Origin of the sequence: Caulobacter sp. D5, assembly GCF_003185805.1 — a bacterium.
Taxonomy (GTDB): Bacteria; Pseudomonadota; Alphaproteobacteria; order Caulobacterales; family Caulobacteraceae; genus Caulobacter.
Window position 1 is genome coordinate 1 of sequence record NZ_QHJY01000146.1, and the last position, 13,344, is coordinate 13,344.

Consider the following 13,344-nt stretch of genomic DNA (forward strand, 5'->3'; position numbering starts at 1 on the left):
CGCGACCAGGGCGGCGGCCGTCAGGCCCGCCAGCACGGCCCCGGCCACGGCGCCGGCCCAGCGCGAGCGCACGCCACGCCGGTGCAGCCACCACCAGCACGGCCCGCCGAGCAGGAACAGGCCGGCGCACCAGACCGGCCCGGAGACGACCAGGGCGGCCACGGCGGTCCCCATGAAGATGGCCCAGCTCATGGCCGGAAGGCCGAACAGCACGGCGAACATCAGGGCCGTCAGCACCGACCCGGTCCCGGTGGCCATCATCAGCACCATGAAGGCCCTGTCGCCGCTGAGATGGTCGCTCATGGTCCGGTGGCCTTTCCGTAGGCCGTCCGCACGACGACCCAGCCCACGATAGCGCCGCCGATCGCCGCCGCCACGATGGTCAGGGCCGCGGCCGCCGCCTCCTGCGCGCCGACGCCCGGCGTCGGCGGTATGTCCGGAACCACCCAGAGGCCGACGGCCAGGGCGACGAGGACGGCGCCGGTGATCGCGCCGGTCCGGCGGGAGCGGAACCCGCAGGCGTGCAGGGTGGCGCCGACGGGCAGGCTGATCATCAGCAGGGCGGCGACGAGGAAATAGCCGCCGACCAGGCCCGCACCGGTCGCCGAGCCGACCAGCCAGGCCGCCGTGATCGTCGTGAGCGTCGGGGCGGAGCGGGCTTGGGATCCACCCGGTTCGACGGTCGGGGCGATGCTGGAACGAGCACGGGACACGATCGGCTCTTGGAGCTTTTTATAAGCTATTCCTTAAATACCTCACCACTAATTTGCAAGCGATTAGCGAAGCGCTTAAATGTCCCTGCATGCAGCGTGTTTTCGAAGCCCTGTCGTCGACGGTCCGGCGCAAGATCCTGGCCTATCTGGCTCATGCCGACCTGACGGCGGGCGAGATCGCCTCGCGCTTTGAGATCTCCAAGCCGGCGGTGTCGCAGCACCTGTCGATCCTGGAGGCCGCGGGCCTGGTGCGCAGCGAGAAGCGCGGCCAGTTCGTGCACTACAGCCTGGTGCGCGACAGCCTGGTCAACACGCTGAACGACTTCGTCCAGGAGGTCTGCCCGGTCGCCAAGCCGCTGCGGGCCGAGAGCGCCCGGCTGAAGGCCGACCGCGACGGCGAGTGATCGGCAACGAAGGTCGGCCAGCCGACGTTATAGAGGCGTGGAACCTTCGCTTTCGGGGAGCTTGCCGATGATCCGCCCGCTGTTCGTCGCCGGCCTGGCCGTGCTGGCCCTGGCCGCCTGCGAGAGGAAGACGCAGGCGCCCAAGCCCGCGCCCACGCCCGACGGTCTGGCCCAGAGCCCCGCGCCGCCGGCCCCCGCCGCCCCGGCGGTCAAGGAGATCGTCTACGCCTGCGCCGACGGCCAGGCGCTGAAGGCCCGCTATCCCGACGACAAGACCGCCGTCGTCGAGTACGGCGGCAAGACCCGCACCCTCACCGTCGCCATGTCGGCCAGCGGAGCCCGCTATGTGGGCGAGGGCCTGCAATGGTGGACCAAGGGCATGACCGACGGCCTGGTCTCCGAGCTCAAGCCGGGCGAGGACGTCGCCAGCGGCAAGCCGGTCGAGTGCCTGGCCCCGTCCGAGGCGGGGTAGATCAAGGAAACCCTCTCTCTCTTTGAGAGAGGGGCTTCAAAGCAGCGTGCGCTGCTTGGGCTCCGCCTCAACGACCTCCACCGCATCCCCCCGCCGGCGAAGCTCGGTCTCGGCGCTGAAGCGCAGGTTGACGTCGCGGTCCTTGGCCAGGGTCAGCAGAGCGTCGCCGTCGAGCTGGTCCCAGGTCTTGCCGCGATGGGCGCCGGTGGGCACGCGGGGCAGCAGGCCCGGCTGCTCGCTCCAGGCCAGCAGCTGCTCCAGCGAGGCGGCGTTGAGCATGTCGCGCAGGTGGTGGGCGGTGACATAGGCGTCGGGCAGGGCGCGGTGGGCGGGCAGGCCCAGCGGGTGCACCAGGCCCTGCGGCATGCGCTGATAGCGCAGCATCTGGTTGGAGAAGCTCTGAAGGTGCGGCCACAGGCGCAGCGCGCATTTCCAGGTGCAGATCCACGGCGTGGTTCCCGCCAGCTTCGGCGTGCAGTAGCGCTGCTCGAAGCTGGCCCGGTGCGCCGCCAGCGCCTGGACGCCGCCGTCGGGCCGCAGCACGTCGGGCGCGGCGTCCTTCCAGAACGGCGCGCCGGCGACGTCGGCGTCGAGGATGTGGTGCACGGCCATGGTCTCGGGCGAGATCGGGCGGCCGGGATTGATCAACTGTGCGCCGCGAGCCCCGTCGTCGACGCGCCACTGGCCGTCGGCGTCTTGGACCACGTCCTGCCAGCCGATCTCGCAGACGTCGTGCGGGCCGTTTCCGGCGGTCTCCAGGTCGATGACGCGGACGCGCTGCATGGAGCCAATATGGCCCCCGCTAGCCGCCGCGCCAAACGGCGCGGTCCCAAATCTGTCAGCTGACGCGCAGGAAGGCCCGGCCGGCGGCGAAATCGCCCACTTCCACATAGGCCCGGCGCACGGTCTCGCCGCCGTCGCGGCCCTGGATCACGAACTCGATGGTGATCGCCTCGCGCGGGTCGAGCCGGGCGATGACGTCGCCGGCCTCGCGCGGAAAGCGGAAGCCCATGCCGGTCTTGGCGCTGGTCGGCAGCAGGGTGGGGGCGGGCGCGGAATCGCGGGTCTCGGCCCCGAACACCCGGCTGGCGACGCGCGGGGCGGCGTTGTCGGCAAGGCCCCCGCCGTTGCGGGCCTTCAGGTACGGTCCCTGGGTGCGGGTCGGGTCGCGCATCACCAGGCGGGCGGCGTAGGGGCGCGCGCCATCGGCGAAGGTCGCCACGGCCAGCAGCTCGATGTTGCGCCCGGCCAGGCCGAACACCAGGCGGTCGCCGCCGAAGTTCGACGGCTGCGACAGCCGCCAGAACGGGATGGTCGCCGAGCTGGCGCGGTCGGCTATCCAGGTGGCGCGGTCGCCCGGATAGTTCATCCGCTGCAGCAGGGCGTAGCCTTCGAAGGCCTTGCGCACCCGGCCGGCGGCGGTGCCCAGGTCCTTGGAATTGCAGGGCACGGAGGCGGCCTTGGCGTGGGCGCGCTGCTGCACGCCGTCCAACTGGTCGCTGCTGGCGCCGGCGCGCAGGGCCGCGCCCCGGGCCTGGGCCTTGCCCGCGTCCAGGGCGCCCGACAGCGACGGGCTGAACAGGCCGCAGCGCGCGCCGGCGGCGCTCATCAGGCTGCGTTCGTAGAAAAGGTCGGAGGGCGTGGCGGCCGCCGTCTGGGCCGCGCACAGGGACGCGAGGGCGAACACGATCGCCATCGAGCGCCGCTTGCGCGCGCGGTCAATCTTCTTGGTGGCCATTTTCTCGTATTCTGCGAGAGAGGATGTTCGGGCGGACCTTAGCCGCCCCTGGTTGCGGTTCGGTTAGCGATGCTTCTTTCGACGGATCTCTGGGTGGGCGCGCTGATCCGCCGCGCCGAACTGGGCGGCGCCTTCGCCATGGTGGCCCGCAAGGGCGACGTCCGGGCCGGCGCGGTGCTGGTCAAGGTGGTCGATCGCCGGGCCGGAACCGTGCGGCTCTATAGCGAGGCCACGCGCGGCGACGGCGAGCGGGTGTGGATGCAGCCGATCCGCTCGGACTTCGAGCCCGACCTCGACGCCTATGCCGAACGCGCCGCCCGCATCGACCCGGACGTCTGGGTGGTCGAGATCGAGGACCGCGAGGGCCGTCACTTCCTGACCGAGCCGGTCGAGGCCTGACGGCGCCCCCTCTACGCCGGATTTGGGGGAACAAAGTTCTCTGCAACGATCCACAGCATTAACCTTGCCGCTAAACCAGACCGAAAGTCCGGCGCGGCAGGATGACGCAGGTCTCCTGGCAGCCCCCGCAAACCGCCCATGCTCTTTTTGATGAACGACGTCGTGCTCAGCCTGGACGCCGCCGAACTGTCGCCGCCGATGACGCGCGACCGTTTCGCGGCCCTGTCGCTGAACTTCGTCGCCGAGCTGGGCAAGGAACTCTACGCCCAGGAGCCGCTGCTGCATCACAAGCAGGTCGAGAAGGCCAAGCGCCTGGCCGCCCTGGTGATCGCCAAGGCGCCGGAGATCAACGCGGCCCTGTTCATCGCCCCGGCCCGGGGCTGCCTGATCGAGCAGGTGCAGGTGCGCTACGCCCAGATCGGCATCGAGGTCATGGGCGCGCTGCACCAGCGTCAGAAGGTCGGCCAACTGACCAATCTGGAAGCCGATCGCCAGGTCTGGCGTCGGCTGGCCGCCTGACGCGCGGGGCGGACTGCTAGATCAGCAGGCCGGCCAGCAGGTTCAGGGCGAGGGCGAGAACCACCAGTCCAGCCAGGACCGTGCCCAGGCAAAGCGTGCTTTGCCCCAGGGAACGGTGACGGATGTGGCGGCGAGGGTCTTCGGCCAGGGCCATGTCGGTTCCTCCGTCGCCCCGACGGCTCTCGGGGGCCGAACGTCGGCGACGCGAGCAGCATGACTCCAATCCCATAGCGTGCACAGGGTTTTTTGCGTCGGCGGCCGTTCGCGCCCCGGAGGCGGCTTGTCAGGCGCCGGCCTTCTCCTCCATATCCACGTTGGGTTGCGGTTGGGGGATTACAGTGGCTTTCCGTGAGTTCTTGCTCGCCTGCGCGACGGGCGCGATGGCTTTTGGCCTTGGCGCGGCGCCGGCCGTGGCGCGGGCGCAGGATCAGACGGCGGTCGCCGCTAAGGCGGCGCAGAGCGCCGATGCGCCCGGCCGCTGGCTGCGGGCCGAGAGCGAGCATTTCATCGTCTATTCGGATCGCAGCGAGACCCTGCTGCGCGAATACGTGACGATGCTGGAGGATTTCGACAGCGTCCTGCGCATCCTGCACAACCGCACCCAGGCTTCGACCCCTCGCAAGCTTCCGGTCTACCTGGTGGCCAATTCACGCCAGCTGCGCCGCGCCCATCCGGAGGCCAGCGACACGCTCCGCGGCGTCTATCTGCGCTCGCTCGACGATATCTTCTTCCTGGCCATTCGCAGCGACGACGACAACGACAAGACCAAGGGCGACGACACGGTCCTGCACGAATACACGCACCACTTCATGATGCAGAACTTCCCGGGCGGCTATCCCGGCTGGATGGTCGAGGGCCTGGCGGAATACTACATGACCGCCGACCTTCAGCCCAAGAAGGCGATCATCGGCAACTACAACTCCAGCCGGGCCTATTCGCTGGTGAACGAGCGCTGGCTGCCGATGGAAGACATCCTGTCCAAGCGCCCCAGCGACCTGGAGCGCGACGACGTCCAGGCCTTCTATTCGCAATCCTGGCTGCTGACCCATTACGTCTGGACCGACAAGGTGCGCCGCGCGAAACTCCAGGACTATTTCGAGGCGATCCGCGCCGGGAAACCGGCCATGGAAAGCTGGACCGCGGTCTATGGCGAGGATTCCAAGGGCCTGGAGCGCAATCTCAAGTCCTACATGCGCAAGTCGCTGATGGGCGTGGGCGTCACGCGCACGCCGCCGACGCCCCAGATCACCTTCACCCGCATGCCCGCGGGCGCCGACGACCTGATCCTCGAGGCCCAGCAGCTCAAGCGCGAAGTCTCCAGGGAGGACGCGCCGGCCCTGCTGCAGAAGGTGCGGGAACTGGCCGCCAAACGCCCCGACGAATTCTACAGCCGCCTGGTCCTGGCCCGCGCCGAGTGCGACCTGGGCGATCGCGCCGTCGGCGAGAAGATCCTCAAGACGCTGCTCGACGAGCGCCCCGCCGATCTTGAGGCCCTGCAGGTCCTGGCCTACAGCCGCCTGGCTGCGGCCCGCGACGCCGATCCGGACCAGGTCAAGGCGATCTACGCCGAGGCGACCAGGTATCTGGGGCGCGCCCACAAGGTCGACGACGACAACTACCTGACGCTCTATGGCTATGCCGAGGCGCGCTCTTTCGACCGCGAGCCTTCCGAGAACACGCTGAACGTCATTTTCCGGGCGGCGGAGATCGCGCCGCAGAGCCCCCAGATCAGATTGAAGGCCGCGCGCCTGTTCATCCGCGCGGGTCAGTACGGCGTGGCCCGCCAGATGCTGGCGCCGATCGCGGGCAACCCGCATGGCGGCGGTCCCGCGCGCGTGGCGGCCAATCTGCTCAAGGAGCTGGAAGGCAAGGCGGACGAGCCGGCGGCGCCGACGCCGGCGTCCACGGCCGCCCCGGCCAGGGCCCCTGCCGCCAAACCCGTCGACTGAGACAGGGCGGGGCCGGTTCCCGTCCCGGAAAAGGTGACAAGGGCGCGCGGGGGCGGTAGTTCGGCCGGATGAGCACCTCTCCCGCCGCTGAAGCCGCCCGTCGGCGCACCTTCGCCATCATCAGCCACCCCGACGCCGGCAAGACGACGCTGACGGAAAACCTGCTGCTGGCCGGCGGGGCGATCCGCGCGGCCGGCGCGGTGCGGGCGCGCGGCCAGGCGCGACGCACCCAGTCGGACTGGATGAAGATCGAACGCGAGCGCGGCATCTCGGTCTCGGCGTCGGTGATGACGTTCGACCACGACGGCCTGATGTTCAACCTGCTGGACACCCCGGGCCACGAGGACTTCTCGGAAGACACCTACCGCACCCTCACCGCCGCCGACGCCGCGGTCATGGTGCTGGACGCCGCCAAGGGCATCGAGCCCCAGACCCTGAAGCTGTTCGAGGTGTGCCGCCTGCGCGACATCCCGATCATCACCTTCATCAACAAGATGGACCGCGAGGCCCAGGACCCGTTCGAGCTGCTCGACGAGGTCTCGTCGAAGCTGGCCCTCGACCCCGCGCCGCTCTACTGGCCGGCCGGCTCGGGCGGGCGCTTCAAGGGCATGCTCGACCTGCGCAGCCAGCAGTTCCTGCCCTACGCCAAGAAGAGCTCGACCGACGAGGAAGGCCACCCCGACGCCGTCGCCTTCAACGGCAACGCCATCGTCCAGTATCTCGAGCCCGACGAGCGCGCCGAGCTGGAAGAGAACGCCATGCTGGTCACCGAGGCCGGCAAGCCGTTCGACGTGCAGTCGTTCCTGGAAGGCCACATGACGCCGGTGTTCTTCGGCTCGGCCCTGCGCCACTTCGGCGTCGACCAGCTGCTGGCCGGCATCGGCGCCTATGCGCCCGCGCCCAAGCCGGCCAAGGCCAGCAAGGCCGGGGCCGAGACCCATGTCGCCCCGGGCGACGGCGAGGTCTCGGGCTTCGTCTTCAAGGTCCAGGCCAACATGGACCCCAATCACCGCGACCGGATCGCCTTCCTGCGCCTGACCAGCGGCCGCTTCACCCGCGGCATGAAGCTGAAGGCCCAGAACACCGGCAAGGCCATGAGCGTCAACGCGCCGATCATGTTCTTCGCCAGCGATCGCGAACTGGCCGAGGACGCCTTCGCCGGCGACGTCATCGGGATTCCGAACCACGGCGTGCTGCGGGTGGGCGACAGCCTGTCGGAGAGCGGCGCCCTGCGTTTTGCGGGCCTGCCCAACTTCGCCCCGGAAATCCTGCGCCGCGTCCGGGTCAAGGATCCGCTGAAGGCCAAGCACCTGAAGAAGGCGCTGGAAGGCCTGGCCGAGGAAGGCGTCACCCAGCTGTTCCGCCCGATGATCGGCTCCGACTTCATCGTCGGCGCCGTCGGCCAGCTGCAGTTCGAAGTCATGGCCGACCGCCTGGCCAACGAGTACCAGCTGGACGTGATCTTCGAGAACAGCCCCTACGCCGAGGCCCGCTGGCTGGTCGGCGAGCGCGCCGACGTCGAGGACTTCGAGAACAAGCACAAGACGGCCATGGGCCGCGACATCGACGACCAGCCGGTGTTCCTCGGCAAGAGCGGCTGGGAGATCAACTACGTCGCCGAGCGCTACCCGAAGGTGCGCTTCGAGCGGACGAAGGAGCGGGGGTAGTCTCGGCGCTAGCCGTGCTTCGGGCAGTGACCGTTCACCTTCACGCGTCCGCAGACGATGCAGATGGTCGCGCCCTGCGGCCCACCAAGGCGCTGCACGAAGAACTGCCGCAGGCGCGCAAGGCCGGTGAGCCGCGGCGCCACGATCTTCGGGGCGTCGGCGGGATTCGCCTGCGGTTCCGGTACGGGCGCTTTGTCCGCAACAGCGTTGCGGGGCAGGGCGTCTTGCGGGGCGAGGGGCGGCTTCTGGTCTTCCTGGTCGCTCATGGCGTTGCGTTCCCTGGTTAGTCGTCTACGCGGTAGAAGCCGATCAATGCGGTTTTCGCCGTCGGATAGGCGGCCTCGCTGACCCCGTCGCTCTGGTTGCCGCCCAGCACCATGAACTTGCCGGTTCGAGCGCCGGCGGCGTTGGTCTGCCAGCGCGTGAAGAAGCCGACGTGGCCGTCGGCCTCGTTGCGTTTGAAGACGGCGAGGTCGCCAGGGCGCGGATCCGACGTCCGGGCCTGGTTGCGATAGCCGACGTAGTCGCGCGCACGGGCCGTTCTTTGGGTGGGCCGACCGGCGGCGTAGAGGCAGAAGCTGACGAAGGCCGCGCACCAGGGCGTTTCGTCGCCCTTCGCCGGCAAAGTTTGGGTCATCGAAAACAGGCCGGTGATCAGCGGATTGCCCCGCTTGGACCATTCTCGATTGTAGGGCTCGCCCTGGATATTGCGCTCCTTGATATTCTGGAAGTAGCGGGCGACGTCCAGGTGATGGTCGTATTTTCCCGCGCCCAGCAACAGGCGGACCGCGACGGCGATCTCGTCATGCAGTGGTGAACCCGTGCCGATCGCAGCATTGCGATGATCGTGCTCCGGATCGAACTGCGGTCCGATGAAATCGGCGAAGATCGAGTCCCCCTGCGGCGTGGACTGCGGCTGCGCAGCGACCGTGGACGCCACGACGCTGGTCGCGAGGGCTGGAGCGGCGAAGAGGCCGCGGCGGGACAAGGTCATGAACCACTCCTTTGGGGAGACCAGCAGGCGGTGACTTGCACCGGGCCCTCATGGCGAACGATCGGCCTGCGGCCGGGGGTTATGCGACAGGAGATTGCGACCCGACCCTCGTCCGTCGTGCAGTCGCTGGGGGCGGCGCCTTCGATCGCGATACGCGGCGCCAGGGCGCCGCGTCGCCGAATGGCGCTGGCCGAAACGATCTCGGGGCCATCCACCAGACGCACGTCCGGATCCTCCGCACTCAGCGGGTTGTCGCCGCATACAAGGCCCTCGGCGTCGACGGCCGAGGGGCGCAGTTCGGCGTCCAGCCAGCGGGCGACCTCGGGCCAGGAAAGGTCGGTATAGAGCGTGTAGCGGGCGCCGGCCCGCAGGCAGGCTTCAGGGTCGCTGCTGGAGCCGGCGACCAAGAAGGCCACGGCGGCGACACCGACGACCTGGCCGTCACGGAAGGCCAGCAGCGGCGCGCCGGAGTCGCCGCCGCAGGCCGTTGTTGAGTGGCCGCGAGGGTCAAGTACGGGGAGCGGGCTGTAGGCGGCGCAGACCGCTTCCGGCGGCGCATGCAGGCCGCAATCGGTCTTGCCCGCACGGATGGTCTGCATAGCGGCCTGGCCGACCCCAGGGAGGTATTCCTGATTGCCGCCCGTAGGCTGATTTTCGAGATCGAGGCTGGTGGGGGGCGTTTCGGCGAGCAGGCCATAGCCGACCTGCACCATGCGCGGGTCGATCCTTGCGCGGGGCAAGGGGCGCGCCGAAGGTGTCCGGTCAAGGGTGATGATCGCCAGGTCGAAAACCGACCGGCGACGCAAACCCACGCTGTCGTCGTCGGCCAGGTAGCGAGGATGAACGATGGCGGGGGCCGAAGCTTCGAAGAAGCCCGAACTCGGCAGATAGACGCTGATCCGAAGATCGGCCAGCGTTTTCGAGCAGGCGGCTGTGTCCGGTCCGTAGTCGGCGGTATAGGGCTTGCCGCAGACGCAGTGGGCGGCTGTGAGCACCTGACGCGGGGCGACCAGCGCGCCGCTGCACATCTCGATGTCACCGTTCGGATAGTTGATGGCGATCGAACCCGCGGCGGGGGCCAGGCTGGTGGTCCGGTAAAGGGACAGCGCCTCGCCGGCGAACTCTCTCGCCACCATACGAGGCTGAGCCAGCCAGTCCGCCTGCACGGTGTCGACCGTGAGCCGATCGGACCCGGCCGCCGATGTCGCCGCGGCGAGGGCGAACATCCCCAACACAAATCGAGCCAGATGGCTGAGCATGCGGCGCTTGGCGTTACTCTCCAATGGGAACGCGCGCATCGGGCTGTCCGTCTGGTGAAGCTACAGCTTCACCATTAACCATGACGGGCGTGCGGAGAAGAATGTTTCTCTCTTTGCGTGTATTTCCGTGGCGAGTTTTATGATCGAGAGCCTGAAGGCGGATCGTCCGCTCACGCTCTGGGCGCCCCATAATCCCGCGCCATCTGCCGATAGAGCTCCATGAAGGCGTTGGCGTCGTAGCGGCCGCCGTGTTTGGTCTTTTCGGGCGGCGAGGGCGGGGCGCCGGCGATCGCCGCGCCGGGGGCCTCGGCGGCGTTGATGCCTTGCGACAGCAGGTTGGGGCGGGGGCCTTCGCCGGCGTTGTGACCGTCCTGGTCGAAGATCGCCTCCTGGTGCCGGGTCGGCTCCCAGATGAATGTGCCCCAGCCGCGCTGGCCGGGCGCGTCGAAGACGAGATCGTTCACGTAGCGCTTCCGGCTGGAATACTCCGCCACGTAGAAGCCGTGGTCGCGATAGCGCTCGCCGAACCGCGTGAAGGTGTTGGCCCAGTCGCCCTCGGCCGCCTGCTGGTAGCAGGAGAAGCCGACGGCGTCGAAGCGCACGCCGCGCGCCAGAAGGCTGTCGGTCCAGTGGCTGACGATCGTCCAGTGGCGACCCAGATGGTTGTGCAGGCTGGTCTTCACGCCCGGCACGGTCTCGCGCGAGGCGTCGAGGCCCGCGCTGAGCAGTTTGGCCAGCTTGTCGAAGCCGCCGGCGTCGGGAACGTTCAGGTGCACCGCGTCGGTGGCCGGGTTGCCGGTAGGGACGGGCAGGGGCACGCGGCCGTCGGGCCACAGCATGCCGAAGGTGATCTCGTTGCCGATCACTACCATGTCGGGCCTGGCGCCGGCCTTGGTCAGGGCGCTCAGCACCGTGCGGGTGTGGTCGCCGACCGCCTTGACCAGCGCGTCGAACGGCAGTTCGGTCCAGGCGGCGGGTTTCACCTGCTTCTGCGGATCGGCCCAGTTGTCGCTGTAGTGGAAGCTGATCGTCAGGTGCATGCCGGCGGCCTTGATCCGCCTGGCCATGGCGATGGTCTGGCCAAGGCCGGCCCAGGGATCGGTCTTGCGGCCCTTGGAGTAGCCGTTCTCGGGATTGACGAAGATGCGGATCTTGATGGCGTTGAAGCCGGCCTCGCCCAGGATCGCCAGGATGTCGCGCTTCTGGCCATTGGCGTAGAAGGTCGCCCCGTCGGCCTCGTCCTGCGGAATCCAGGTGATGTCGGCGCCCAGCAGGAACGGACCGGGACGCGCGCCCGGCGTGCCCGCATGGGCGTGCGGCGCGGCCGACAGCAGGGGCAGGGCGGTCAGGCCCATGGCGAAGGCGCGGCGGTCCAGGGTCATCGGCGTCTTCCTCCAGGATCGCCGTGACTGGCGATCTCATTATTTGAGATATCGTTTCAATATGTATCCTAGCGGCATTGCGCGTGAAAAGGGAAGCGGCCCGCCGAAGGGAAGGGGTGGCTGGCGGTCGCCGCGACAGCCGCTATAGGAGGGACGCCTTCAACCGGAGCCGTCCCGCATGACCCGCCAGCTCGCCATCGGCCTCGTGGCCCACGACGACAAGAAGGCCGAGCTGGTCGACTGGGCCCTGGTCCACGCGGCGTTCCTGGAAAAGCACGTGCTCTACGGCACCGGCACCACCGGCGGCCGCATCCTGCAGGCCCTGCCGCAGCTGCAGCTGACCCGCCTCAAGAGCGGCCCCCTGGGCGGCGATCAGCAGCTGGGCGCGATGATCGCCGAGGGCCGGCTCGATATCCTGATCTTCTTCGTCGACCCGCTGTCGCCCCAGCCGCACGACGTCGACGTCAAGGCCCTGATCCGCCTGGCCCCCCTCGCCGACATCCCGTTCGCGTGCAACGCGGCGACGGCGACGCTGGTGGTGAAGGGGTTGGGTTGAAGACCCTCCCCCTGAAGGGGGAGGTGGCCCGAAGGGCCGGAGGGGGAAGTCCTTCTTAGTTCGAGGCGGTTGCTGTCTCACCAGCCACATCCCCCTCCGTCGGCTTCGCCGACACCTCCCCCTTCAGGGGGAGGGTCTTTACCCCGGAAACTTCAGCAAATTCGGCTTGGGGATCGCGGCCTTGAAGCTGCCGCGGCTCTTGCTCGTGTCGAGCCCGAACTCGGCCCAGGCCGTCAGGAACCCGCTCGCCGGCGCGCCGGCCGCCAGCGGGACCAGGTTCAGCACCGGGCGGGCGGCGACCAGGGTGCGGGCGGCGGCCCAGGCTTCGGGTTCGGCTGCCGCATAGGCGCCGTCGCTGGCGACCAGTTCGCCGGCCAGGGCGGGATCGGCGAAGCGCAGGGTCACGGCCGCATCGGCCGGCAGGTCCGACAGGCTGGTCAGCGCCTCGATCAGCGCCGTGAGACTCATCTTCGCCAGGCTGGTGCGGCGCTCGCCGCCGGCCGCGCCCTTGATCGCCGCCGCGCCCGACTCACCGTCCTGCCTGCGGACGAACGCCCAGCCGCCATAGCCGGGATCCTGCTTGCAGAGGGCGGCGGTCCAGAGGGTCACGGCGGGGCTGGTCATGGCGGTTTCCTAGCGCCTTGCGTCGGAATTCGCCACTCCGTGCGGTAACGACCCTGAACAAAATGTAAACAAGGGCCTAAATCTTAGGGTTAACGTCATTTTCACTTCGATGAACGAAGTTATAATTCGTGCAACCGCACCGCCCGCTGGTTGTGGATCGATCAAGCAAAAAGCGTGCCAAAATGGGTCAAAAACTCAGATTTCCGGGCCGCTGCGGCGATCAAAGTTAATGTGATCTGAATATTCGTGGTTAACGGCGGATTCACACCTGTTAACCCCTTGTTAAGAGCGTTGGCTCCGGTTTTGCTGATATCGCGTTAAATCCATCTCGGGCGTGCCGAGGTGGGACGATCCGGGTGCGGAGTGCGCGAGCGATGTTCGAATTCGTTGGACGGGACCTGAAGCGGTTGCTGGGCGTCGATGGCCAGGGCCGCGTGTCCCATGCCGCCGCCCATCGCGAAGGGCTGACCGGCGGCGACACCGCGCTGCTGGAACTGATGGACCTGCGCCTGCTGACCAACGAGGCCCGCGCCGCCGATGTCGCGGCCGGCCGCATCGGCTGCAAGGACCGCGCGGTTCGCCTGCTGGAAGCCGCCGTGGTCTGGCGCGAGGTGGCCCGCCGCACCGGCGACGCCGCCGCCTTGCGTAAAGGCGCGGCCCAGGCCGAG

The 13,344-nt window shown here is 68.7% G+C and carries 17 protein-coding genes and 1 pseudogene; 8 read left to right on the top strand and 10 right to left on the bottom strand.

Annotated features, from left to right (window positions below; genetic code table 11):
* The coding region (locus DMC18_RS10675) for a hypothetical protein (RefSeq protein ID WP_199232563.1) at positions 1-303 on the bottom strand (303 nt) is incomplete at its 3' end.
* Positions 300-713 (bottom strand): hypothetical protein, encoded by a 414-nt coding sequence (locus DMC18_RS10680; RefSeq protein WP_110118452.1) that lies wholly within the window; start codon positions 711-713, stop codon positions 300-302. The genes DMC18_RS10675 and DMC18_RS10680, both read right to left, overlap by 4 nt.
* 89 nt (positions 714-802) lie before the next feature.
* Between DMC18_RS10680 and DMC18_RS10685 the strand changes: the two genes are divergently transcribed.
* Together DMC18_RS10685 and DMC18_RS10690 are read left to right on the top strand one after the other, a co-directional pair.
* On the top strand, positions 803-1,117 hold the full coding sequence (locus tag DMC18_RS10685; protein ID WP_110118451.1) for a metalloregulator ArsR/SmtB family transcription factor: 315 nt from the start codon (positions 803-805) through the stop codon (positions 1,115-1,117).
* A 67-nt stretch (positions 1,118-1,184) separates the two neighbouring features.
* A complete protein-coding gene (locus DMC18_RS10690) occupies positions 1,185-1,589 on the top strand; it encodes an MliC family protein (RefSeq protein WP_110118450.1) in 405 nt (134 codons plus the stop codon).
* Between the two features lie 36 nt (positions 1,590-1,625).
* Here the strand turns inward: DMC18_RS10690 and DMC18_RS10695 are convergent, their stop codons facing one another.
* On the bottom strand, positions 1,626-2,372 hold the full coding sequence (locus DMC18_RS10695; RefSeq protein ID WP_110118449.1) for an exonuclease domain-containing protein: 747 nt from the start codon (positions 2,370-2,372) through the stop codon (positions 1,626-1,628).
* A 55-nt stretch (positions 2,373-2,427) separates the two neighbouring features.
* Positions 2,428-3,327 (bottom strand): hypothetical protein, encoded by a 900-nt coding sequence (locus DMC18_RS10700; protein ID WP_233248123.1) that lies wholly within the window; start codon positions 3,325-3,327, stop codon positions 2,428-2,430.
* A 69-nt stretch (positions 3,328-3,396) separates the two neighbouring features.
* Between DMC18_RS10700 and DMC18_RS10705 the strand changes: the two genes are divergently transcribed.
* A complete protein-coding gene (locus tag DMC18_RS10705) occupies positions 3,397-3,726 on the top strand; it encodes a DUF1491 family protein (protein WP_110118447.1) in 330 nt (109 codons plus the stop codon).
* Between the two features lie 138 nt (positions 3,727-3,864).
* Positions 3,865-4,245: a hypothetical protein gene (locus DMC18_RS10710; RefSeq protein ID WP_110118446.1), complete on the top strand. Its 381-nt coding sequence runs from the start codon at positions 3,865-3,867 to the stop codon at positions 4,243-4,245.
* Between the two features lie 16 nt (positions 4,246-4,261).
* Here DMC18_RS10710 and DMC18_RS25990 read toward each other — a convergent pair whose 3' ends face one another.
* Positions 4,262-4,399 (bottom strand): hypothetical protein, encoded by a 138-nt coding sequence (locus DMC18_RS25990; RefSeq protein WP_158285896.1) that lies wholly within the window; start codon positions 4,397-4,399, stop codon positions 4,262-4,264.
* Between the two features lie 226 nt (positions 4,400-4,625).
* On the opposite strand from DMC18_RS25990, the gene DMC18_RS10715 reads away from it, so the two are divergent.
* Positions 4,626-6,194: a hypothetical protein gene (locus tag DMC18_RS10715; protein WP_110118445.1), complete on the top strand. Its 1,569-nt coding sequence runs from the start codon at positions 4,626-4,628 to the stop codon at positions 6,192-6,194.
* Positions 6,195-6,262: 68 nt separating this feature from the next.
* On the top strand, positions 6,263-7,861 hold the full coding sequence (locus DMC18_RS10720; RefSeq protein WP_110118444.1) for a peptide chain release factor 3: 1,599 nt from the start codon (positions 6,263-6,265) through the stop codon (positions 7,859-7,861).
* A gap of 8 nt (positions 7,862-7,869) precedes the next feature.
* Here the strand turns inward: DMC18_RS10720 and DMC18_RS10725 are convergent, their stop codons facing one another.
* The 4 genes from DMC18_RS10725 to DMC18_RS10740 all read right to left on the bottom strand — a co-directional run bounded on the left by DMC18_RS10725 (position 7,870) and on the right by DMC18_RS10740 (position 11,496).
* Positions 7,870-8,127, bottom strand: coding sequence for a hypothetical protein (locus DMC18_RS10725; protein ID WP_110118443.1), 258 nt, complete (start codon positions 8,125-8,127; stop codon positions 7,870-7,872).
* A 17-nt stretch (positions 8,128-8,144) separates the two neighbouring features.
* Positions 8,145-8,855, bottom strand: a complete 711-nt coding sequence (locus tag DMC18_RS10730) for a TIGR02594 family protein (RefSeq protein WP_110118442.1) — start codon at positions 8,853-8,855, stop codon at positions 8,145-8,147.
* A complete protein-coding gene (locus DMC18_RS10735; RefSeq protein ID WP_158285897.1) occupies positions 8,852-10,114 on the bottom strand; it encodes a trypsin-like serine protease in 1,263 nt (420 codons plus the stop codon). The genes DMC18_RS10730 and DMC18_RS10735 overlap by 4 nt, the downstream gene beginning before the upstream one ends.
* Positions 10,115-10,284: 170 nt before the next feature.
* A complete protein-coding gene (locus DMC18_RS10740; RefSeq protein ID WP_110118440.1) occupies positions 10,285-11,496 on the bottom strand; it encodes a glycosyl hydrolase 53 family protein in 1,212 nt (403 codons plus the stop codon).
* 178 nt (positions 11,497-11,674) lie between these two features.
* Here DMC18_RS10740 and DMC18_RS10745 point away from each other — a divergent pair, with 178 nt between their 5' ends.
* Positions 11,675-12,052: a methylglyoxal synthase gene (locus tag DMC18_RS10745; protein WP_110132927.1), complete on the top strand. Its 378-nt coding sequence runs from the start codon at positions 11,675-11,677 to the stop codon at positions 12,050-12,052.
* Between the two features lie 138 nt (positions 12,053-12,190).
* Here the strand turns inward: DMC18_RS10745 and DMC18_RS10750 are convergent, their stop codons facing one another.
* Positions 12,191-12,676, bottom strand: a complete 486-nt coding sequence (locus tag DMC18_RS10750) for a ribonuclease H (protein ID WP_110121322.1) — start codon at positions 12,674-12,676, stop codon at positions 12,191-12,193.
* Between the two features lie 374 nt (positions 12,677-13,050).
* Between DMC18_RS10750 and DMC18_RS10755 the strand changes: the two are divergent.
* Positions 13,051-13,344 (top strand): annotated as a pseudogene (locus DMC18_RS10755) (hypothetical protein); the annotation flags it as partial.